Origin of the sequence: Rathayibacter sp. VKM Ac-2928 (assembly GCF_022815545.1) — a bacterium.
GTDB classification, from domain to species: domain Bacteria; phylum Actinomycetota; class Actinomycetes; order Actinomycetales; family Microbacteriaceae; genus Rathayibacter; species Rathayibacter festucae.
This window is the reverse complement of record NZ_JALGRU010000005.1, coordinates 217349-239820: the sequence shown is the minus strand read 5'-3', so window position 1 is coordinate 239820 and position 22472 is coordinate 217349. Positions and strand designations below refer to the sequence as shown.

The window sequence follows — 22472 nt, the reverse complement described above, 5'->3', positions numbered from 1 at the left end:
CGTCCGGGTAGGGCCTCAGCCGGCCAGCCGCGCCATCCACGCCTCGATGTCGTCGGCGGAGCGGGGGATGCCGGCCGACAGGTTCTCGGCGCCGTCGGCGGTCACGAGGACGTCGTCCTCGATCCGGACGCCGATGCCGCGCAGCTCGGCGGGCACGGTGAGGTCGTCGGGCTGGAAGTAGAGCCCCGGCTCGATCGTGAAGACCATGCCGGCCTCGACGATCCCGTCCAGGTACATCTCGCGGCGGGCCTTCGCGCAGTCGTGCACGTCGAGGCCCAGGTGGTGGCTGGTGCCGTGCACCATGTAGCGGCGGTGCTGCTGGTTGTCGGCCTCGAGCGCCTCCTCGGCGCTCACCGGCAGCAGGCCCCACTCGGCGGTGCGCCGGGCGATGACGGCCATCGCGGCGGCGTGCACCTCGCGGAAGCGGATACCGGGCCGGACGATCGCGAACGCGGCGTCGGCCGCCTCCCGCACCGTCTCGTGCACGCGGCGCTGCGCCTCCGTGTAGCGGCCGTCGACGGGGAAGGTGCGGGTGATATCGGCGGTGTAGTAGCTCTCCTGCTCCACGCCGGCGTCGAGGAGCACCAGGTCGCCGGGGCGCACCGGCCCGTCGTTGCGGGTCCAGTGCAGGATGCAGGCGTGCGCGCCGGCGGCGGCGATGGTGTCGTAGCCGACCGCGTTGCCGTCGGCGCGGGCACGGCCGTTGAAGACGCCCTCGATCAGGCGCTCGCCGCGCTCGTGCCGGACGATGCGGGGCAGGTCGGCGAGGACGTCCTCGAAGCCGCGGGCGGTGGCGTCGACGGCGGCGCGCAGCTCGGCGATCTCGTACTCGTCCTTGACCAGGCGCAGCTCGGAGAGGTCGCGCTCGAGGGCGGTGTCGCGCTCGTCGGCCCGGGTCTCCGCGCCGGGCGACTGCGCGTCCACGCGCGCGGTGACCACGGGGTCCGCCTCGCGGAGGACCGCGACCGGCGCATCGCCGGCGTCCAGGACGGCGTCGAGCTCCGCGATGCCCCGGGTCTCGAGTCCGAGGTCGGCCGCGACCTGCGCGAGCGAGGGGCGCGGGCCGATCCAGAACTCGCCGATCTCGGAGTTGGCGTAGAACTCGTCGGAGTCGCGGCCGGCGCGCTCGCGGAAGTAGAGCGTCGCGGTGTGGCCCTCGCCCGCGGGCTCGAGCACGAGCACGGCGCCGGGCTCCGAGTCCGAGCCCCAGCCGGTCAGCCAGGTGAAGGCGGAGTGCGCGCGGAAGGGGTAGTCGGTGTCGTTGGCGCGCTGCTTCAGCCGCCCGGCCGGCACGATCAGCCGGACGCCGGTGTGCAGGGCCGAGAGGCGCTCGCGGCGGCGCGCGGCGAAGGCGGCCTGCTCGCGCGGCTCGGGGAGAGCGTCCTCGCGCTCGGCCCAGCCGGACGCGATGAAGTCGCGGAACCGGTCGGAGCCGGGGGTCGTGGAGCGGTTCGTGGTCGCGCGCGGCGCGGGAGCGGCGGCGACGGTCTCCGGTGCGGCGGTGGTGGTCTGCTCGTCCGTGTTCGTCATGCCGCCATTCTCCTCCCTGCGCCTGACACGGCGACCGGGGGCGGGGTCAGGCGGCCGGGGCAGCGGTCAGGACGACTCCTTGACCATCCCGCGGACCGAGAGCTGCGCGATCACCGGGCGGTGGTCGCTGCCGGCGTCGTCCTGGTCGTTGAGCACGTCGAAGCCGGAGACGTCCCAGCGACCGGAGAACAGCACGTGGTCGATCGGGGCGGCGAGGGCCGGCGGGAGGCTCGTCGGCCAGCTGCCGACCGCCGCGGCGTTCGCGAGCCGGCCGGCGTCCGCGCAGCCGCCGAGGTCGGAGTCGCCGGGGAGAGCCGACCAGTGGTCGAGCGTGGAGTTGAGGTCGCCCAGGACGACGAGGTCCTCCTCGGCGGTGCAGAGGTCGGCGAGCCTGGCCAGGTCGCTGCGCCACTCGGTCGCCTGAGCGGGCAGCGGAGCGGTGGTGTGCACGGCGGCTATCACCGGGCGGTCCGGGGTGTCGGGGCGGGCCACGAGGGACGCGCTGGTCGCGGTCGGCGTGCTCGCGGCGTCGACCGAGTAGCCGCCGAGGGTGGGAGAGAGGAGGAGGGCGGTGCCGTCGCTGGGACCGGAGCCCGCGACGAGGTGGAGGGTCATCGGCCGGCCGGCGGCGGCGAGCACGTCGACCACCTGCTGGGCGCGCTCCTGGGACACCTCGAGCAGCGCGACCGCGTCGGCGGCGTTCGCGTTCGCGAGCGCGGCGACGGTTTCCGCGGGGACGCCGTCGTGCAGGAGGTTCCAGCTCAGGACGCGCAGATCGCCGAGGCGGTGCGCGCGGGGCGGTGCGGAGTCGTTGCCGCGGACCGCCTGCAGGCCGCCGAGCACGAGCGCGAGGGCGACCCCGAGGGCGCCGAGGACGAGGGCGAGCCGGCGCACGGGCTCGACGAGCACCGCGACGACGACGAGGACGACGGCTCCGGCGACCGCGGCCAGGGCGGTGGCGGCGCGGAACGAGACCAGCTGCGCGAAGGGCGTCTGACCGGCGAGGCCGAAGAAGCCGGGTGCCGCGACCACCAGCAGCACGATCGCCACTGCGAGCGCCACCGCGAACTTGACCAGTCGTGTCCCCATCCCGGCCCAGGGTAGGGCATCGGTCCCGGGGAGTCCGCAGGACGCGCGTCTACGATGGCCGGATGCATGTCCCCGGAGGCGGGTACGACCTCCACACCCATTCGCTCGTCTCCGACGGCACCGAGCCGCCCGAGGTGCTCGTCCGCGCGGCCGCCTCGGCAGGTCTCGGCGGCGTCGCGCTGACCGACCACGACACCACCCGCGGCTGGGCGGCGGCGATCACCGCGGCCGAGGAGGCGGGCATCGATCTGCTCCCCGGGATGGAGCTCTCCTCGAGGGTCGGCTGGGCGAGCGTGCACGTGCTCGCGTACCTCCCCGATCCGGAGGACCCCGGCCTCGTGGCCGAGACCTCGCGGATCCGCTCGCAGCGCTCGCATCGCGCGCAGGCCATCGTCGCGGCGATCGCGGCCGACTACGACCTCACCTGGGACGACGTGCTGGCGCAGACCAGCCCCGGCACCACGATCGGACGCCCGCACATCGCCGACGCCCTGGTCGCCCGCGGGCTCGCGACCGACCGCTCGGCGGCGTTCGCGGGGATCCTCGACTGGCGTGGGGGCTACTTCCAGCCGCACTACGCCCCGGATCCGGTCGAGGCGGTGCGGCTCGTGCGGGCCGCGGGCGGCGTGCCCGTGATCGCGCACCCCGCCACGAGCACCCGCGGCATCGCGATCGAGTCGATGCTGCCGGAGCTGGTCGACGCGGGGCTCTTCGGCCTCGAGGTCGAGCACCGGGAGAACACCGCCGCGGGCAAGCGGCGGCTGCGCGAGCTGGCCGCGCGGTACTCCCTCGTCACCACCGGGTCGAGCGACTACCACGGCACCGGCAAGCCGAACCGGCTCGGCGAGAACACGACGGAGCGCGCGACCGTCGACGCGATCCGCGGGGCGGCGCGGGCGGGCTGAGCCGAGACGACGGCGCGGCGGGGCGGGTCTCGAAACGCCGCTGCGCGGCTACTCGACCAGCATGCTTCTCACGCCGGTCTATCAGCCCGCGGAGCGGTCCTCCATGCTGATCGAGTAGCCCGCGGAGCGGGCGTATCGAGATCCACGGCCGCGGAGACCTACGCCGAGCCGTCCGGGCGGGGGCTGCGGCGGCGCTGGCGGGTGCGGCGGCGGGGCTCGCTGTTGCCGTCGTGGTGCTCCTTGCTCTCGCTCGAGGGGGCCTGGCCGGTCTGCACCGGCTCGCCCTCGGTCGCGGCGGGAGCGGTCTCGACGGCATCACCGCGGCTGCGGCGGCGCGGCTCGCGGCCGCCCTCGCGCGGCTCCCGCGGCTCGCGCTGACGGGGAGCGCGGTCGGGGCGGGCGTCCGCCTTCGCCTCCGCGGGGATCGGGGTCGGCTTCAGCCGGCCCTTCGTCCCGACGGGGATCGCGAGGTCCTCGTAGAGGTGCGGCGACGAGGAGTAGGTCTCGACCGGGTCGGGCTGGCCGAACTCGAGCGCGCGGTTGATGAGGGCCCACTTGTGCAGGTCCTCCCAGTCGACGAAGGTGACGGCGATGCCGGTCTTGCCGGCGCGGCCGGTGCGGCCGACGCGGTGCAGGTAGGTCTGGTCGTCGTCCGGGATCGTGTGGTTGATCACGTGGGTGACGTCGTTGACGTCGATGCCGCGGGCGGCGACGTCGGTCGCGATCAGGATGTCCTTCTTGCCGGCCTTGAACGCGGCCATCGCGCGCTCGCGCTGCTCCTGGTTGAGGTCGCCGTGCACGGCGGCGGCGTTGAAGCCCCGGTCGTTGAGCTCCTCGACGATGCGGGCGGCCGCGCGCTTGGTGCGGGTGAAGATGACGGTCTTGCCGCGGCCCTCGGCCTGCAGGATGCGGGCGATGACCTCGTCCTTGTCGAGCGAGTGCGCCCGGTAGACGATGTGCTTGATGTTCGCCTGCGTGATGCCCTCGTCGGGGTCCGTCGCCCGGATGTGGATCGGCTTGTTCATGAAGCGGCGGGCGAGGGCGACGATCGCGCCGGGCATCGTCGCCGAGAAGAGCATGGTGTGGCGGGTGGCCGGGGTCTGCGCGAAGAGCTTCTCGATGTCCGAGAGGAAGCCGAGGTCGAGCATCTTGTCGGCCTCGTCGAGGACCATCGTCTGCACGCTCGCGAGCGAGAGCAGGCGCTGACCGGCGAGGTCGAGCAGGCGGCCCGGGGTGCCGACGACGATCTGCGCGCCCGCCTTGAGCTGCTCGATCTGACCCTCGTAGGCCTTGCCGCCGTAGATCGAGACGATCTTGGTCGGCCGGTTCGAGGCGGCGAGCTCGATGTCCTCGGTGACCTGCACGGCCAGCTCGCGGGTCGGCACCACGATCAGCGCCTTGACGCCGGGCTGGGGGTCGTTGCCGAGGGCCTGGATGAGGGGGAGGCCGAAGCCGAAGGTCTTGCCCGTGCCGGTCTTGGCCTGCCCGATGATGTCCTGCTTCTGCAGGGCCAGCGGGATGGTCTGCTCCTGGATGGGGAACGGCTCGAGGATGCCCTTGGCGGCGAGTGCGGCGACGATGTCGTCGTCGATGTTGAGGTCGGAGAAAGTCACGGAGTGAAGCGCCTGTCGTGTCGAACGGTCCACGCCCCTGTACGACTCGGGCGCAGGGTCACCGATCCAGCGCCGGTGACATCCCGGCGAGTCTACCGCCACAGGGGTCCTCGGGCCCGGAACCGCGGGCGGCGCGCGCTCTACACTGATCGGATGGCAGCCTGGTTCCGACGTCGACGTCCGCTCGGCGAAGCCCCCCGACTGACCCCGCGCGGAGAGTCGACGAGCAAGCGCGATCGCGTCGATCTGGCCGACCTGAGCCCCCAGCTGCTGCCCTACCTCGGGCAGGTGGCCTACCTCCAGCTCGCCGTCTTCGAGGCGCTGGCCCGCGGGGTGGCGGGCACGGACGACCTCGCCGACAAGGAGGCGATCTCGGCCGCCGCCGGCACCGCGCTGGCGAAGCACCACGCGGTCGTCGCCGAGCTGCGCCGGCGCGACGTCGAGCCGAGCGAGGCCATGGCACCGTTCCGGCCGGCCATCGACACCTTCGAGCACCTCACCCGCGGCGCCGATCTGCACGAGACGCTGCTGTCGGCCTACATCACCGCCGGACTGCTCGACGACTTCTTCATCCGGCTCACCGGCGGGCTGCCGAACGACGTCGGCCCGCGGATGGCGCAGACGCTCGGTGCCGACACCGGCATCGACGGCCTGGTCGCGATCCTCCGCCGCGAGATCGCCGCGGACGAGCGCCTCGGCTCCCGCCTCGCGGTCTGGGGCCGCCGCCTGGTCGGCGACACGCTGCTCGTCGCGCGCTCGGCGCTGATGGGCTCGGGCAACCCCGACTCCGACGAGTCCCGGATCGAGCCGGTCTTCACCGAGCTCATCGCCTCGCACACCCGGCGGATGGACGCGCTCGGCCTGACGGCCTGAGGCCCCGGCGCGGCTAAGGAGTCGTCCTGCTGACGGTGGTGGATCTCGATACGCCCGCTTCGCGGGCTACTCGATCGGCATGGTCTGCCCGCTGCGTCAGTCGTCGATGAAGCCCGGGACGTGGGCCAGGGTGGCGACGGTTCGGGCGCGGCCCCACTCGACGTGGGCGTGCGCGACGGAGACGGCGAGCGGGGCGTCGCCGGCGGCGATCGCCTCCGCGAGCCGCACGTGCTCGTCGTGCCGGACGCCCGGCTCGGCCTGGATGTTGGCGATGTTGAGACGGTTGCTGCGCTCGTCGAGCGGCTGCATCGTGGTGATCAGGAGCCGGTTGCCCGCGATCGCCTCGATCGCGCCGTGGATGCGGCCGCTCTCGGAGTGGAAGCGCGCGAGGTCGCCGTCGGCGAGGGCGGCGCTCGCGTCGGCGACGACGGCGGTCAGGGCCGAGGCGTCGGCGCCGCGGGCCACCGCCTCCGCGGCCTTGCGGGCCACGAGCGGCTCGAGCGCCGAGCGGATGTCGTAGAGCTCCTCGACGTCGCGCCGCCGGACGATCGAGACGACGGCGGTGCTGCGCGGGCGCACCGTGACCAGGCCGGCCAGCTCGAGCCAGGGCAGCGCCTCGCGGATCGGGACGCGCGAGACGGCGAGCTCGGTGGCGAGATCCCGTTCGCGGATCGGCTCGCCCGCCGGCAGCCGGCCGTCGAGGATGCGCGCGCGCAGCTCCTCGTACACCCGCTGCGACATCGTCTGCGCGGGACTCTTCGTCGGCATCGGTGCTCCTGTCGGTCTACCCGTTCTCCGTCCTCGAAGGGTAGCGGGCGGTGCAGGAGAGACCCGTCGGCCCTTGTAACGCCGTCTTCATCTGCCCGAAACACCCGCGCACCGGATCGGATCTACCGTGATCGACGTGCCTCGGTATACCGAGCGCCTCCCTCGCCACTCCGCCGGAAGGACCCGCCCATGAGCACCGTCACGAATCCGCCCCCCGCCACGACGATGGGCGACCGCATCGAGGCCGCCTACTCGCGCATCGGAGTCACGAGCGCCCACCTGGGCATCGTCGCGATGATCCTCTTCGGCGTCTTCTTCGACGCGATCGAGCAGAACACGGTCGGCGTCGCCGGCCCGATCCTCGCCGCCGACTGGGGACTCGCCGGCGCGCAGATCGGCCTGCTCAACACGGCGACCTTCACGGCGGTCGCGCTCGGCCGGGTCCTCGCCGGAGTGGTGATGGACCGGATCGGGCGGCGCACCCTCCTCGGCGCGAACCTGATGATCTTCGCCGTCGGCTCGCTGCTCTGCGCCTTCGCGCCCAGCTACGAGATCCTGGTCGCGGCGCGCTTCCTGGTCGGCCTCGGCCTCGGCGGCGAGATCGCGACGGCGGTCACCATGCTCGCCGAGTTCTTCTCCGCCAAGCACCGCGGCACCGCCGTCGGCTTGATCAACGTCGCCGCGGCCGGACTCGGCAACATGCTCGCCCCGCTCTTCGGCGTCATCGTCTTCTCGGTCTTCACCGGCGACGACCGCTGGCGCTGGCTCTTCGGGATCCTGGTGATCCCCGCCCTCGCGGTCGTGGTCTACCGGCGCGCGCTGCCGGAGACTCCCCGCTACCTCGCCGCCCGCGGCCGCGTCGCCGAGGCGAACACCGTCATCAACCGGCTCGCGCAGGGCCGGCTGCACCGGCCCGTGACCGACGAGGTCGACTACCTGGGCGGTGCCGCCGACCGGCCCGTGGCCGCCGCGAGCACCCCGCGCTGGACCGAGCTCTTCGGCCGCCGCCACCGCCGCACCACGATCGCCCTGGGCGTCGCGGTCTGCATGTCCTACGCCGCGCAGATCTCGATGCTCACCCTGATCCCGCTGATCCTCACCTCCCGCGGCTTCGACATCACCAGTGCGCTCTGGTATACCCTCGTCATGCAGTCGGGCTCCCTGGTCGGAGCGCTGGTCGCGGCCCTCGCCGCCCGCCGACTGCCGCGCAAGCTCACGCTCACGGTCGCGGCCCTGCTCGGGATCGGCGCCGGTCTCGGCTTCGGCTTCCTCGGCACCACCGTGGCGCTGGTGCTCGTCTTCGGCTTCCTCTTCAACTTCTCGGTGATCGTGCTCAACACCACCATCTGGCTGTTCGCTCCGGAGCAGTACCCCACGCGGATCCGCGGCCTCGGCACCTCGGTGATCCTCGCCCTCGGCTCGCTCTCCGGCGGGCTGTTCCCGCTCCTCGCCGGCGCCGTGCTCGACGCCTCGGGGGTCGGCGGGATGTTCGCCCTCCTCGCCGGGCTGTTCGCGGTCTGCGCGATCGCCGTGCAGTTCCCGCGCGAGACCGTCGGCCGTCCGATGGCGGAGGACTGAGCGTGCAGCGCACGGTCGTCGTCGTGAATCCGAACACCTCGGTCGCGACCACCCGGCTCCTCGTCGCGGTCGCCCGCGATGCGGTGCGCGGGGAGGACGTCCGGATCGTGGGGGAGACGGTGGCGCGGGGGCCCTCGATCATCACGACGCCGTCCGCTCTCTCCGCCGCGGCGGCGCATGTGGTGACCGCGGCTCGACGCGCGGTGCTGCTGCACGCGCCCGACGCGATCGTGGTCGCCGCGTTCGGCGATCCGGGTGCCGCCGAGGCGGCGGAGGCCACGGGGCTGCCGGTCGTGGGCATCGGAGCCGCGGCCGTGCGCGCGGCGAGCGCGGGCGGCCGGCGGTTCGCGATCGCGACGACGACCGGTCGGCTCGAGCCGGTGCTCCGGGCGCTCGTCGCGGATGCGGGGGGCCTCGGCGCCTACGCGGGCTGCTTCCTCACGGCGTCGCCGGCGGAGGAGCTCGAGGACCCGGACCGGCTGCACGGCGAGCTGCACGCCGCGGTGCGGCGGGCGCAGGCGGCCGGGGCGGAGGCGGTGATCATCGGCGGCGGGCCGCTCAGCGCGGCGGCCGAGCGGCTGGCCGCGGAGTTCGCCGGGGTGCTGCCGATCGTGGAGCCGATCCGCGCGGCGGTGGCGGAGGCGCTCGCCGCGACGACCCCGGTCGGGGCGCTGCCCGCCTGAGGAGGCGGCCCCGGGAACGACGAAGGCGCGGGAGTCCGGGACTCCCGCGCCTTCGCGTGGTGGTGGGCGGCGCTCAGGGAGCGACGCGGTCCGGGGCGACCCGGCCGGCGAGCATCGCTTCGAGGGCGGCGTCGTCGCGGCGGGTGCGCGTCCGGCCCAGCGCGACGTCGGTCGCGAGGACCGCGACGGCCGCGAGGCCGAGCGCGAGGATCCAGATCAGTCCGCCGTCCCAGGGCAGACCGGCCCAGGTCAGCGCGACCCAGACGACGGCGGCGACGACGCCGCCGAGCGCCGGGACCAGGACCGATCCGTGCAGGTGCCGGTGCGGCAGTCCGTAGCGGGCGGCGAGGCCCAGGAGGATCCCGCCGAGCGTGACGAAGAGGAGCTCCACGACGTGACCGTGCGGGAGGGGCTAGGCGACGAATCCGACGCGGCGCGACTCCTCGGAGCCGACCTCGACGAAGGCGATGGTCTCGGTGGGGACGATGTAGATCTTGCCCTTCTCGTCGCGCAGGCGGAGGACCTTGGCGCCCGCCTCGAGCGCGGTGGTCACCGTCTTCTCGACCTCGGCCACGGACAGCGAGGACTCGAAGTTGAGCTCGCGCGGGGTGTTGACGATTCCGATACGGATTTCCACCAGCAGTGCCTTTCGGGAGGGGACGTGGCTGTCAGGATACGGGACCGGGCGGCGCGGCCGACGCCGGTTTCGCGCTGAGCGGACCCGGCTCGGGAGGGGCCGCCCGAGGGCGCGCGGCAGTGTCGGCGGTCTTCGTTAGCGTGGTCGCGTGAGCGCTCCTCGAACCCCGGCACCCGCCTCCGACGAGGCTCCCGCTCGCGACGGCTCGGCCGGCGAGGGGCTCGTCCTCGATGCGTCGCAGCGCGCCGTCCTCGCCCTGCCGGACGGCCGCAGCGCCGCGGTGCTCGGCGCCCCCGGCTCGGGCAAGACCCGCACGATCGTCGAGCTCGTCGCCGAGCGCGTGCTCGAGCGCGGCTACGAGCCGGAGTCGATCGCCGTGCTCGCCGCCAGCCGCACGGCCGCGACGGCACTGCGCGACGTGCTCGCCCTGCGGCTCGGCGTCCCGACGCGGGGGCCGCTGGCGCGGACCGCCACCTCGCTGGCCTTCGAGGCCGTGACCGCCGCCGCCAAGGAGCTCGGGATCGACCGGCCGACCCTCCTCACCGGCGGCGAGCAGGACGTCATCCTCTCCGAGCTGCTCGAGGGGCACCTCGAGGAGGGCACCGGGCCGCGCTGGCCCGACGAGTTCAGCCCCGAGGTGCTGCGGCTGCGCACCTTCCGCACCGAGCTGCGCGAGTTCGGGATGCGGGCCACCGAGCACGGCCTCGACACCGCCGCGATCCGCCGGCTCGCCGTGGACGCGGACCGCGGCGAGTGGTCGGCCGCCGCCGCCGTGCTCGAGGAGTTCCGCGACGTCGTCGACTGGATGGCCCCGCAGGCGGGGACGAAGCTCGACGCCGCCGAGTTCGCGGCCTTCGCGGCCGAGACGATCCGCGACGGCGGCGGGGGCGAGCGGATCCGGGCGCTCCGCCTCGTCGTCGTCGACGACATGCAGGAGGCGAGCGAGTCGACGGTCGTGCTGCTGCGAGCCCTCGCCGCGCGCGGCGTCACCGTGCTCGCGTTCGGCGACCCGGACGTCGCGACGAGCGCCTACCGCGGCGCCGCCTCCGACACCCTGGGCCGCTTCGGCCCGGCGATCGGCGTGCGCGACGCCGAGACGCTGGTCCTCGGCCGCGTGCACCGGCACGGTACGGCCCTGCGGGCCCTCGTCTCCGCGGCCACCCAGCGGATCGGGACCGCGGCGGCCGGGCGCCAGCGCGCGGCCGGGGCTCCCGCCGACGAGGAGGGGGCGCCCGCCCCGCTGCTGGTGCTGCACGCCCCGACGGCGGCGCGTGAGGCGGCGACGGTGGCGCGACTGCTGCGCGAGCGGCGGCTCCGCGACGACGTGCCGTGGCGCCGGATGGCCGTCGTCGTCCGCTCCGGCGCGGCCGTGCAGCCGCTGCTGAAGGCGCTCGCCGTCGCCGAGGTGCCCACGCGCTCCGTGCTGGCCGGCCGTGCCCTGCGCGACGACCACGCCGCCCGGGCGCTGCTCGTGCTGATCGGCGTCGCAGTGGGCGAGCGCCCGCTGGACGCGGAGCTGGCGGCCGAGCTGCTGCTGGGCCCGTTCGGCGGGGTCGACCGGCTCGGCCTGCGACGGCTGCGGCTCGCTCTGCGCGCGGAGGAGCTCGCGGGCGGGGGCATCCGCGCGAGCGATCCGCTGCTGGTGGAGGCTCTGGAGGCACCAGGACGGTTCGCCACGATCGACTCCGGCCCGGCGCGCCAGGCCGAGCGCCTCGCCGTCACGATCGACCGGGTCCGCCGGCTGCACGCCGAGCAGGGCTCGATCGAGGAGCTGCTCTGGTCGGCCTGGGAGTCGAGCCGCGTCGCGTCCTCCTGGCGCGAGCTGGCGCTCGGCACCGGTCTCACCGCGGCCGAGGCGAACCGCAACCTCGACGGCGTCGTCGCGCTCTTCAGCGCGGCGCGGCGCTTCGTCGAGCGGGCGCCCGGTCACTCGGCGATCGGCTTCGTCACCGAGATCCTCGAGGCGGAGGTGCCGGAGGACACGCTCGCGCCGCGCTCGGTCGAGGACGCGGTGCTGATAGGCACGCCCTCCTCCGTCGTCGGCCTCGAGTTCGACGTGGTCGTGGTCGCGAGGCTGCAGGACGGCGTCTGGCCGAACCTGCGCCAGCGCGGCTCGCTGCTCGACCCCGACGGGCTGATCCGGCACGCGCGCGGCGAGGGCGACCTGCCGCTCGACAGCCGGAAGGCCACCCTCGACGACGAGCTGCGGATGTTCGCGCTCGCCGCCTCCCGGGCCCGCCGCCAGCTCGTGCTCAGCGCCGTCGCGGGCGAGGACGAGACGCCGTCCCTCTTCTTCCGGCTCACGCCGCCCGACGCACCCCGGCTCGACGCGGCCTCGGCCGTGCCGCTGACCCTGCGCGGGGCGGTCGCGGGGCTCCGCCGGACCGCGACGACGCCGAACTCGGCCGAGGCGCCCGGCGCGATCCGCGGGCTGCGCGCACTCACGCTGGCCGAGGTGCCGGGTGCCGACCCGGCCTCCTGGTACGGCGTCCTCGAGCCCTCCACCACCGAGCCGCTCTTCGACCTCGACGACCCGGAGCGGCCCGTCTCGGTCTCGCCCAGCCGGCTCGAGGCGTTCGAGCGGTCGCCGCTCGACTGGTTCGTCGACGCCGTGTCGGGCTCGACCACTAGCACCGCGATGGGGGTCGGCACGCTCGTGCACTGGGTGCTCGAGAACGCGGCGAGCACCGAGCCGGAGGCGCTCTGGGCCGAGCTGGAGTCGCGCTGGCCCGAGCTGGTCTTCGAGTCGCCCTGGCTCGGCGAGCGGCAGCTGCGGGTGACCCGGCGCCTGGTCGAGGGCCTCGCGGCGTACCTCGCCGACTTCGAGCGGGGCGGGGGAGCGGTGCTCGGCCGCGAGCAGCAGTTCGAGATCGACGTGCCGCCCGCCCGGATCCGCGGCTCGATCGACCGGGTCGAGCGCGCGCCGGACGGCTCGGTCGTCATCGTCGACCTCAAGACCGGCCGGAGCACTCCGCGCCAGGCCGACATCGCCGAGCACGCGCAGCTCGGCAGCTACCAGCTCGCCGTCGCGAGCGGCGCGATCGAGGCGGCCGGCGCGGACGAGGGCGGCGGCGCGAAGCTGCTCTTCGTCGCGAAGGGCGTCCGCGGGTCGCTCTACCGCGAGGTGGTCCAGCCCCGCTTCGGCGAGGAGGAGCTCGAGGCGCTGCGCGAGCGGGTCCGCGCCGCCGCGCGGGGGATGGCCTCGGCCGGCTTCTCGGGGCTGCTCGACGCTGTCCCCTTCTCCCCGGGCGACGCCCTGCGGTACCGGATCCATGCTGTGCCGGAGGTCTCGGGGGACGGCCGGCTGGCGCTCGACGAGGTCGAGACGGACGAGGAGGAGACTGCGGTGCCCGAGGACTCGTCCCTGGACGCCGCCGACCCGGATCCCGCCGCCGACTCCGATCCCGCCGCCGACCCCGCTCGGGCCGCCGACCCCGCTCCCGACTCCGCCGCGACCCCCGAGGAAGGGCCCCGCCCGTGATCGACGCCCTGACCATCGCCGAGGCCCTCGACCTCCGCCCGCCCACCGTCGAGCAGCGCGCCGTCATCGAGGCGCCGCTCGCCCCGGCCCTCGTCGTCGCGGGCGCCGGCAGCGGCAAGACCGAGACGATGGCGAACCGCGTGCTCTGGCTGCTCGCCAACGGGTTCGCCGCTCCCTCCGAGGTCCTCGGCCTCACCTTCACCCGCAAGGCCGCCGCCGAGCTCGGCGAGCGGATCGGCCGCCGCATCGACCAGCTGGGGGCCGCGGGCCTGCTGCCGCTGCGCGAGGGCCAGACCGAGCCCGACCCGTTCGAGGCCGCCACCGTCTCCACCTACAACGCCTTCGCGAACACGATCTTCCGCGACAACGCGGCGCTGATCGGGCGGGAGGGCGACGCGACCGTGCTGTCGGAGGCGTCCGCCTGGCACCTCGCGCGCGGGGTCGTCGCCGACACCGCCGACCCGCGCATCCTCGAGGTCGAGGCGAGCATCGACCGCCTCACCGACCTCACCGTCGCGCTCGCCCACGACCTCGCGGACAACCTCGCCGACCCGGCCGAGGTCGCGGGCTTCGCAGAGGACTTCCTCCGCCTCGGCGAGCTGCCCCGCGGCTCCAGCGGCTCCGGTCTCTACCGCGAGCTCGAGAAGGCGCTGCAGGCCGTCGGCGCGCTGCCGGTGCTGACGGCGCTCGCCGAGCGGTTCCAGGAGGCGAAGGCCGAGCGCGGCTTCGTCGAGTTCTCGGACCAGGTGGCGCTGGCGCTGCGGATCATCGAGCGCGTGCCGCGCGTCGTCGACGAGCACCGCGCCCGCTACCGGGTCGTGCTGCTCGACGAGTACCAGGACACCTCCGTGCTGCAGACCCGCCTGCTCGCCCGGCTCTTCGCCGAGCAGGGCGTGATGGCCGTGGGCGATCCGCACCAGTCGATCTACGGCTGGCGCGGCGCGAGCGCGGAGGGCCTCGGCCGCTTCGCCCTCGACTTCGGCTCCGCGGCCCGGTTCTCGCTGTCGACCAGCTGGCGGAACGGCCACGGCGTGCTGGCCGCGGCGAACGCCGTCGTCGCGCCGCTGACCGCGGGCAGCGCCGTCCCGGTCGACCGCCTCGCCGCCGGGCCGGGCGCGTCCGACCACGCCGTCGAGCTCACCTTCCCCGAGACGATCGAGGACGAGGCCGACGACGTCGCGCGCTGGTTCGCCGGCCGCCTCGCCGAGAACGCCGAGCGCGGGGAGGCGCCGCCGTCGGCCGCAACGCTCTTCCGCGTCCGCGCGCACATGGACCGCTTCGCCGCCGCGCTCTCCCGGCACGGCGTCCGGTACCACATCCTCGGCATCGGCGGCCTGCTGCGGCAGCCCGAGATCGCCGACCTCGTCGCCGCGCTGACCGTGGTGGAGGACCCGGCGGCGGGCAGCGAGCTGGTCCGCCTCCTGGCCGGCGCGCGCTGGCGCCTCGGCGTCCGCGACCTGCGCGCGCTCCGCGATCTCGCCTCCTGGCTCGCCTCGCGCGACCACGCGCACCGGCTGCTGCCCGAGGAGGTGCGCGAGCGGATGCGCGCCTCGGTCACCGAGGGCGAGGGCGGCTCGATCATCGAGGCCCTCGACTTCATCGCCTCGCGACGCCCCGGCGAGGACGGCCGGCTCGACCACTCCGCGCTGTCCTCGTTCAGCGAGGAGGGCCTGCGCCGCCTGCACGACGCCGGCACGCTCTTCGCGCGCCTCCGAGCCCGGGCCGGCCTGGACCTCCTCGACTTCGTCACGCTGGTCGAGCAGGAGCTCGGCCTCGACATCGAGGTGGAGGCCAACGAGTCGCGCAGCGACGGCCGCGCCAACCTCGAGGCGTTCCGCGAGGCGGTGTCCGGCTACCTGCAGACCGACGACCGCGGCGCGGGCACCGGCTCGTCGCTCCGCGGCTTCCTCCGCTGGCTCGTGCTGGCGGACAAGCGCGACGGCCTCGCGCCTCGGCCCGAGGACCCGGAGCCCGGCACCGTCCAGCTGCTGACGATCCACGGCTCGAAGGGCCTGGAGTGGGACCTGGTCGCCGTGCCGCGGATGGTCGACGGCGAGCTGCCCGGCACTCCGGTCGAGGGCTTCCGCGGCTGGGTGCGCCTCGGCGCGATGCCCTACGCCTTCCGCGGCGACGCCGCCGAGCTGCCGGACCTCGCCTGGCGCGGCTGCGCGACGCAGAAGGAGGTCGTCGACGCGATCGCCGACTTCGGCGACACCCTGCGCGAGCGCAACGAGTCCGAGGAGCGCCGGCTCGCCTACGTCGCGGTCACCCGGGCGCGGCATCACCTGCTGCTGAGCGGCTCCTGGTGGGCCGGGCAGGCGAAGCCGCGCGGACCCGGCGTCTTCCTCCGCGACCTCGCCGAGGCCCGCACCCTCCCGGAGCTGCCAGTAGAGCCGTCGAACCTCGAGAACCCGCTCGAGCAGGCGCCGCGCACCTTCCACTGGCCGCACGACCCGCTCGGCGCCCGCGGCGACCGGGTGCGCGCGGCGGCCGAGCGCGTGCGCGTCGCCGAGCCGGCGCTGCTCGGCGCCCGCGGAGCGGACATCCGGCTGCTGCTCGCCGAGCGCGCCGTGCGCCTCGCGGGCGGCGAGCGCGTCGGCCTGCCGACCCGCATCCCGGCCTCGCGGTTCAAGGACATCGTCAGCACGCCCGCCGAGGTCGTCGCGCAGCTGCGCCGGCCGATGCCCGAGCGGCCGTACCGGCAGACCCGGCTCGGCACCACGTTCCACTCCTGGGTGGAGAACCGCTTCGGCATCCAGGGCGAGGCGGAGTCGGTCGACACCTTCCCGGACGAGCTCGACGACGGCGGGGCGACCGCGGCCGGAGCGGAGGGCGAGCAGCTCGCCCGTCTGATCGAGACGTTCGAGCGCTCGGAGTGGGCCGACCGCCGCCCCGAGGCGGTCGAGATCGAGATCCACCTCCAGCTGGCCGGGCACGTCGTCGTCTGCAAGCTCGACGCGGTCTACCGGACGGAGGACGGCTTCCAGATCGTGGACTGGAAGACCGGCCGCGCCCCGAAGGACGCGGCCGACCTCGAGCTCAAGCAGTTCCAGCTCGCGCTGTACCGCCTCGCCTACTCGCGCTGGAAGGGCGTGCCGCTCGAGAGCGTCGACGCGGTGTTCTACTTCGTCGCCGACGACCTCGTGCTGCGGCCCGAGCGCTTCTACTCGGAGCGCGAGCTCTCGGAGTCGCTCTCCTCGGCGACGGGGGCGAGCCCGCGGCCGTGAGCGGAGGAGCCGGTCCGCGCGCCGGGCGTGCGGTTCAGCAGCTCCTCGACCTCGGAGACCTCGAGCACCGGTCCGGTGTCGGTGGACAGCGGCGCGGACAGATCGCCGAGGACGCTGTCGACCAGGAGGTCGAGCATCCCGACCGCGTCGTCGACGATCGCCGAGTCCTCGGTCTCGGTGCCGTGCAGCAGCCAGCGAGCCAGCTCGAGCTCGGCGTAGAGCTGAGCGCGCTGGCGGAGGGTGCGGTCGACCGCGCCGGCGCGCATCCGCGAGTACGCGGCGAACGCCGTGCCGGCCCCCGGGGCGCTGAGCAGCCAGTGCAGATCGCGGGCCGGGTCGCCCACCCGCAGCGCCGCCCAGCCGAGCACGGCGCTGACGGAGTCGCCCGAGCGGAGGAAGGAGTCGGAGGTCATCGAGCCGTTCACGACCGTGGGGTCGAACTGCCAGAGCGCCTCGTCGGAGGAGGCCGACTCCCAGCGCGCGACGAGCGCGGCGGGCACGTGGCCGGTGTCGGCGGCGCGCTCGATGACGGCGACCGTCTCGTTGACGCTGTCGCGGGCCGAGGCGACGGGCAGCCCCGCCTCCTGCACGAACGACGCCGGCAGCGAGTGGATCGCGCCGATCGCGCGCCCGACCGAGTCCGCGAGACCGCTGGAGGCCTCGACGTCGTCGATCAGCACGCGGTCGCCCTCGAGGTACTCGTAGACGACGCCGCGGGTGCCGTCGAACGGCGTCTGCCCGATGCTCTCCTGCAGATCGAACGGCAGGCGGCTGCGGATGCCGGCGGTGAGCGCGCGCAGGGCGACGAGGTCGCCGAGCTGCTCCTGCTCGGCCAGCGGCGAGGTCGGCACGCGCACCACCAGACGGGCGCCGTCGCGCGTGGTCAGCAGAGCGGAGTCGAAGTCCCCGTGCGTCGAGTGCGTGAATTCGCGCGCGGTCCGGACGTCGAGGCCCTCGACGGCCGAAGTGGCCAGCGCGGCTAGAGTGAGATGGGATCTGGCCATGCTCACCAGGGTAGGTCGCCGGGCGCCCGACCGGCCGGTCGCCACGCGCTGACCAGCCGATGCCGTCGAGGAGCCGCGCTCCTCCCGGCCGCCGCCCGGCCCGCCACCTCCTCGACCCCGCACCGGCCGTCCCCCCGGCACCGCTTCGAAATGAGCCCGCATGATCCCGTCCTTCTCCGACCGCCTCCCGCTCGCCCGTCAGGCGGTCGACCGGGACTACCTCGCCCGCGCGCGTCCCGAGCTCTTCGACGAGCTCGACGCCGACGCGGCCACCCGGGTCGTGCTGCTCCGCGGCGACCGCGCCCTGGTCGACGGCGAGCGCCTCGCCCTGCGCCCCGCGGCCGATGTGCCGGCCGGCGCCCTCCGCCTCTACCTCGGTCGCACCACCGTCGACGCCGAGGGCGAGCCCGCCGGCACTCCCGTCGTCGCCGCCGTGCTCACGGACGAGCAGGCGAGCGCCATCGAGCCCGACGACGCCGCCTGGGGCGCCCTGCGCACCTTGGCCGAGCACCTCAGCGACCGCGACGCCGGCCTGTTCACCGAGGCGCTCGCGATGGTCAACTGGCACGCTTCGCACGGCTTCTCGCCGCGCAACGGTGAGGCCACCGTGATCGAGCAGGGCGGCTGGGTCCGCCGCTCGCCCGCCGACGGCAGCCAGGTCTTCCCGCGCACCGACCCGGCGATCATCGTCTGCGTCCTCGACGCCGACGACCGCCTGCTGCTCGGCTCGAACGCGATGTGGGGCACCGGCCGCTTCTCGCTGCTGGCCGGCTTCGTCGAGCCGGGGGAGTCGCTCGAGGCGGCGGTCGTCCGCGAGATCTTCGAGGAGTCCGGGATGCGCGTCGTCGACCCGCAGTACCTCGGCTCGCAGCCCTGGCCGTTCCCCGCCTCGCTGATGATCGGCTTCATCGCCCGCCTCGCCGAGGACCAGGCCCCCGCCGACCTGCTCCCGGACGGCGAGGAGATCGTCGCCCTGCGCTGGTTCACCCGCCAGCAGCTGCACGACTCGCTCGAGTCGGTGCTGCTGCCCGGCCGCTCGTCGATCGCCCGCGCGATGATCGAGGACTGGTACGGGGGAGCGCTCGAGAACGGCCCCATCGTCGCGTGACCCTGCTCGACGGACTCGACGAGGGGCAGCGCGAGGCGGCGGAGGCGCTGCTCGGCCCGGTCTGCGTCCTGGCCGGCGCGGGCACCGGCAAGACGCGGACCATCACCCACCGGATCGCGCACGGCGTCGCGACCGGCGTCTACACGCCGGCCCGGGTGATGGCGCTCACCTTCACCAGCCGCTCGGCCGCCGAGCTGCGCTCCCGGCTCCGCGTGCTCGGTGCGGGCGGCGTCATGGCCCGGACGTTCCACGCCGCCGCGCTCTCGCAGCTCGGCTTCTTCTGGCCGCAGCTGGTCGGCGGCACGATGCCGCAGCTGCTCGACGGCAAGGCGCGGCTGCTCGGCCACGCCGCGGAGCGGCTCCGGTTGAAGCTGGACACCGCGACCCTGCGCGACCTCTCCGCCGAGATCGAGTGGCGGAAGGTGTCCGCCCTCTCGCTCGAGCAGTACGCGGTGGCCGCCCGGACCCGGGCGCTGCCCGGACGGCTCACCCTCGAGCAGACCGTCGCGATGGTCGACGAGTACGAGGGGCTGAAGGACCAGCGCCGGCAGATCGACTTCGAGGACGTCCTCCTGGTCACCGCGGGGATGCTCGAGTCCGAGCCGGCGATGGCGATGCAGGTCCGGGAGCAGTACCGCTTCTTCGTCGTCGACGAGTACCAGGACGTCAACCCGCTCCAGCAGCGGCTGCTCGAGCTCTGGCTCGGTGACCGCAGCGACCTCTGCGTGGTCGGCGACGCGAGCCAGACCATCTACTCCTTCGCCGGCGCCCGCGCCGACTACCTGCTCGACTTCGGCTCGCGCTGGCCGGCCGCGACGGTCGTCCGCCTCGAGGAGAACTACCGCTCGGCACCGCCGATCGTGCAGACCGCGAACCGGCTGATGCGCGGCCGGCCCGGCGCCCTCGTGCTGCACTCGGTCGCGAGCGCCCCCGCCGCCGCCGCGGAGGCCCCGGAGCCGGCGATCGACGCCTACCCCGACGACGTCGCGGAGGCCAGGGGAGTGGCGGCCCGCGTCGCCGCCGACATCGAGGCGGGCGTGCGCCCCTCCGCCATCGCGATCCTCTTCCGCACCAACTCGCAGTCGGCGATCCTCGAGCGCGCGCTGCACGAGCGCGGCGTCGCGGCGCACCTGCGCGGCGGCAAGCGCTTCTTCGACCTGCCGGAGGTGAAGCAGGCGGTGATGCAGCTGCGCGCGGCCTCGGTCTCCATCTCGGGCGAGCCGCTGTTCAAGTCGGTCAGCGACGTCCTCCGCTCGCTCGGGTGGAGCGCCGAGCCGCCGTCGGCACCGGGCGCCGTGCGCGAGCGCTGGGAGTCGCTGGACACCCTCGCCCGGCTGGTCGACGAGGCGCCCGCCGGCTGGACGTTCAAGCAGTTCACCGACGACCTCCTCGCCCGCCAGCAGGTGCATCACGAGCCGGACCGCGCGGCCGTCACGCTCGCGACCTTCCACTCCGCCAAGGGACTCGAGTGGGAGTCGGTGCACCTGATGGGCCTGACCGAGGGCCTGCTGCCGATCTCCTACGCGAGCGGCCTCGAGGCGATCGACGAGGAGCGCCGGCTGCTCTATGTCGGCATCACCCGCGCGCGTCAGCGGCTGCGGCTCTCCTGGTCGCAGTCCACCGTGGGCCGGGTCACGCGGCGGGAGCCGTCGCGCTTCCTCGCAGAGATCGGCACGCGCACCCGCGGTGCGGCTCCAGCCGCCGCTCGCTGAACGCACCGGAGGCGTCGGAGTAGGTGCGCTCGACACTGCGCAGCCCGGTCCAGCCGGCGTGCAGCCGCCGGAGCGCCGCGTCGGCCGCCGCGACCGCGATCGCGGCACTGGAGAGGGCGGTGCGCGTCGATGCGGTGGTGCCGAGGACCTGGATCACCAGCCGCGGCCACTCCGGGTCGAGGTCGATCCGGTCGCGGTAGGCGCAGTGCAGGCAGGGCCCGCCGCCCGGCTCGACGAGGGGGCCGATGCGGACCGCCTCGTCGCCGAAGACCACGGCCAGATGCGGCACGTCGCTCGAGAGCCAGTGCGCGGCGCGCGCCGGAGCGACGGCGTAGTCGGCGACGAGCACCGCGAGAGCGGGCACCGCATCCTCGCCGACCAGCTCGCAGCCCTCGCCGCGGAGCAGGCTGCGCAGGGCGTCGGCCGCCGAGCCGACGCCCTCGACGACCACCCGCGGCGGCGCGGGCGGATCCGGGTCGATGCTCCGCAGCAGCACCGGGCGCAGCGTGGCGAGCAGCTCGTCGACGCGCGCGTCCGAGGCGCCGGCGCGCGTCGCGATCAGCCGCGCCGTGCCCGCGCTGGTGCCCACCCGCAGCGCGTGCACCAGCAGCTCCTCGGCGTAGCCGACGCCCTCCAGCACGACCCGCGGGTGGTCGAGTCCGACCTGCATCGCGGTCGCGGAGCGCCAGACGAGGGGGAAGCGGGGATCGAGCCGGAGGACCATCGGGAGATCATGGCCGAGAGCGGCCGGGCGGCGCGGGAGTTGTCCACAGGTCGTGGACCCCTCCTGCGCGAGGGTCAGACCGGTCGGTCGCCGGTGGGAGCGGTGCCGTCGTCGTCCGGACGGCCGCCGTCGGTGCCGGCCTCGGGCTGCTCGCCCGCCGGCGCCGCGGGCGTCGTCCCGTTCAGCAGCTCCTCGAGCGCGCGGTCCATCTCGTCGGGCTCCGGGGTCTCGCCGCGGGCCTCGGCGCTCAGTCGCGCGACGAGGGCTGTCGGGTCGTCGAGGTCGTCCGAGCCGGGCAGCACGTCGGGGTGCGACCAGAGCGCGTCGCGCGCCTCGGGACCGACCGCGTCGGTGACGGCCTGCCACATCGCGGCGGCCTCGCGGAGGCGGCGCGGCCGCAGCTCCAGGCCGACGAGCGTGGCGAAGGCCGACTCGGCGGGCCCGCCGGACGCGCGACGGCGGCGGACGGTCTCGGCGATCGCACCGGCGCTGGGCAGGCGGGTGGTCGCCGCGGCGGTGACCACGTCCACCCAGCCCTCGATCAGGGCGAGCATCGTCTCGAGGCGGCCGTGCGCCGCGAGCTGCTCCTCGGTCTTCGGCGGGATCAGCGCGCCGGAGGTCATCGCGTCGCGCAGCTCCTCCGGGTTGGACGGGTCGAAGTTCTCGGCCAGCTCCTCGAGGCGGGTGGTGTCGATCGTGATGCCCCGGGCGAAGTCGGTGATCTGCGAGATCAGGGCGAGCCGGACCCACTTGCCGTGCCGGAAGAGCCGCGCGTGGGCGAGCTCGCGCACCGCGAGGTAGATCTGCACCTGGTCGATCGGGATGTCGAGGCCCTCGCCGAACACGGCGACGTTCTGCGGCAGGATCGCCGCGTCGTTCTCCTCGAGCAGCGGGATGCCGATGTCGCCGCCGGAGACGACCTCGGCGGCCAGCTGGCCGACCACCTGGCCGAGCTGGAGGGCGAAGAGAGTGCCGCCGATGCCGCGCATCATGTCCTCGGCGCCGGCGATCATCGCCTTCATCTCCTCGGGCGCCTGGTCGCGCATGACGCCGGTGAGCGCGTCCGAGATGCTGAGGGCGACCGGCTCGGCGAGCTGCGTCCAGACCGGCATCGTGAGCGAGATCCACTCGAGCCGGCTGATGGTGCGCGGCGGGCGGCTCAGCTCGGAGACGTAGGCGACCTCGTCGAGCCAGAGCGCCGCGACGCCGAAGGCGCCGTCGAGCGGGGCACGCACGGCGTCGGTCACCGGGACGGAGTCCGCGCGCGCCAGCTGCTTCGCCTGCTCGAGCGCGAGCGACCAGTTGATCCCGCCGCCCGACTGCTGCATCGCGCTCTGCAGCTGCGAGAGCAGGTTCTGCAGAGCGACCGGATCGTTCGGCAGACCGGCGGCGCCCGCGAGCTGGCTCGGGTCGATCGGGCCGTTCCCCGAGAGGAACTGCCGGAGCATGTCGCGGAACTCGTCCTCCGAGCCGCCGCCCGGTCGGTCCGCGTTGTCGCCTTCGGCCATTCGGGGAGCCCTCTCTCATCGCACGGAGCCGG

General features: G+C 74.6%; 17 protein-coding genes. 8 read left to right on the top strand and 9 right to left on the bottom strand.

The window, feature by feature from the left end; all coding sequences use genetic code 11:
- Window positions 1–15: 15 nt before the first annotated feature.
- Both MT350_RS18340 and MT350_RS18335 read right to left on the bottom strand, forming a co-directional pair.
- Entirely contained in the window at window positions 16–1530 is a 1515-nt protein-coding gene (locus tag MT350_RS18340) for an aminopeptidase P family protein (protein ID WP_243616382.1), read from the bottom strand.
- A gap of 66 nt (window positions 1531–1596) precedes the next feature.
- Window positions 1597–2619, bottom strand: coding sequence for an endonuclease/exonuclease/phosphatase family protein (locus tag MT350_RS18335; protein WP_243582203.1), 1023 nt, complete (start codon window positions 2617–2619; stop codon window positions 1597–1599).
- Window positions 2620–2681: 62 nt separating this feature from the next.
- Between MT350_RS18335 and MT350_RS18330 the strand changes: the two genes are divergently transcribed.
- Window positions 2682–3524: a PHP domain-containing protein gene (locus MT350_RS18330; protein ID WP_243616381.1), complete on the top strand. Its 843-nt coding sequence runs from the start codon at window positions 2682–2684 to the stop codon at window positions 3522–3524.
- Between the two features lie 158 nt (window positions 3525–3682).
- On the opposite strand, the gene MT350_RS18325 is transcribed toward MT350_RS18330, so the two are convergent.
- The gene (locus MT350_RS18325) at window positions 3683–5137 is read right to left on the bottom strand and encodes a DEAD/DEAH box helicase (protein WP_243616380.1); all 1455 of its coding nucleotides are present in this window, start codon (window positions 5135–5137) and stop codon (window positions 3683–3685) included.
- 153 nt (window positions 5138–5290) lie between these two features.
- Here MT350_RS18325 and MT350_RS18320 point away from each other — a divergent pair, with 153 nt between their 5' ends.
- A complete protein-coding gene (locus MT350_RS18320; protein WP_243616379.1) occupies window positions 5291–6010 on the top strand; it encodes a ferritin-like fold-containing protein in 720 nt (239 codons plus the stop codon).
- Window positions 6011–6106: 96 nt separating this feature from the next.
- Here the strand turns inward: MT350_RS18320 and MT350_RS18315 are convergent, their stop codons facing one another.
- A complete protein-coding gene (locus MT350_RS18315; protein WP_243598531.1) occupies window positions 6107–6778 on the bottom strand; it encodes a GntR family transcriptional regulator in 672 nt (223 codons plus the stop codon).
- Between the two features lie 189 nt (window positions 6779–6967).
- On the opposite strand from MT350_RS18315, the gene MT350_RS18310 reads away from it, so the two are divergent.
- The gene (locus MT350_RS18310; RefSeq protein ID WP_243616378.1) at window positions 6968–8356 is read left to right on the top strand and encodes an MFS transporter; all 1389 of its coding nucleotides are present in this window, start codon (window positions 6968–6970) and stop codon (window positions 8354–8356) included.
- A 2-nt stretch (window positions 8357–8358) separates the two neighbouring features.
- Window positions 8359–9039 (top strand): aspartate/glutamate racemase family protein, encoded by a 681-nt coding sequence (locus tag MT350_RS18305; RefSeq protein ID WP_243598533.1) that lies wholly within the window; start codon window positions 8359–8361, stop codon window positions 9037–9039.
- 73 nt (window positions 9040–9112) lie between these two features.
- On the opposite strand, the gene MT350_RS18300 is transcribed toward MT350_RS18305, so the two are convergent.
- Entirely contained in the window at window positions 9113–9430 is a 318-nt protein-coding gene (locus MT350_RS18300) for a hypothetical protein (protein WP_243598534.1), read from the bottom strand.
- Between the two features lie 21 nt (window positions 9431–9451).
- The gene (locus MT350_RS18295) at window positions 9452–9676 is read right to left on the bottom strand and encodes a DUF3107 domain-containing protein (protein ID WP_123447586.1); all 225 of its coding nucleotides are present in this window, start codon (window positions 9674–9676) and stop codon (window positions 9452–9454) included.
- A gap of 148 nt (window positions 9677–9824) precedes the next feature.
- Between MT350_RS18295 and MT350_RS18290 the strand changes: the two genes are divergently transcribed.
- Together MT350_RS18290 and MT350_RS18285 are read left to right on the top strand one after the other, a co-directional pair.
- Window positions 9825–13157, top strand: a complete 3333-nt coding sequence (locus MT350_RS18290) for an ATP-dependent DNA helicase (RefSeq protein ID WP_243616377.1) — start codon at window positions 9825–9827, stop codon at window positions 13155–13157.
- Window positions 13154–16384: an ATP-dependent DNA helicase gene (locus tag MT350_RS18285; RefSeq protein WP_243616376.1), complete on the top strand. Its 3231-nt coding sequence runs from the start codon at window positions 13154–13156 to the stop codon at window positions 16382–16384. Before MT350_RS18290 ends, MT350_RS18285 begins: the two co-directional genes overlap by 4 nt.
- Here MT350_RS18285 and MT350_RS18280 read toward each other — a convergent pair.
- Entirely contained in the window at window positions 16321–17388 is a 1068-nt protein-coding gene (locus MT350_RS18280; protein WP_123705102.1) for a phosphotransferase, read from the bottom strand. The genes MT350_RS18285 and MT350_RS18280 overlap by 64 nt on opposite strands.
- A gap of 160 nt (window positions 17389–17548) precedes the next feature.
- Here MT350_RS18280 and nudC point away from each other — a divergent pair, with 160 nt between their 5' ends.
- Both nudC and MT350_RS18270 read left to right on the top strand, forming a co-directional pair.
- Window positions 17549–18496, top strand: a complete 948-nt coding sequence (gene nudC / locus MT350_RS18275) for an NAD(+) diphosphatase (protein ID WP_243616375.1) — start codon at window positions 17549–17551, stop codon at window positions 18494–18496.
- Window positions 18493–20208 carry an ATP-dependent helicase gene (locus MT350_RS18270; protein WP_243616374.1) on the top strand — a complete coding sequence of 572 codons (1716 nt, stop codon included), beginning with the start codon at window positions 18493–18495 and terminating at the stop codon, window positions 20206–20208. Before nudC ends, MT350_RS18270 begins: the two co-directional genes overlap by 4 nt.
- Here the strand turns inward: MT350_RS18270 and MT350_RS18265 are convergent.
- Both MT350_RS18265 and MT350_RS18260 read right to left on the bottom strand, forming a co-directional pair.
- Window positions 20129–20932, bottom strand: a complete 804-nt coding sequence (locus tag MT350_RS18265; protein WP_243583068.1) for a hypothetical protein — start codon at window positions 20930–20932, stop codon at window positions 20129–20131. The two genes, MT350_RS18270 and MT350_RS18265, sit on opposite strands and share 80 nt — an antisense overlap.
- Before the next feature lie 74 nt (window positions 20933–21006).
- Complete coding sequence (locus tag MT350_RS18260) at window positions 21007–22440, bottom strand: zinc-dependent metalloprotease (RefSeq protein ID WP_243616373.1); 1434 nt, start codon at window positions 22438–22440, stop codon at window positions 21007–21009.
- Window positions 22441–22472: the final 32 nt, after the last annotated feature.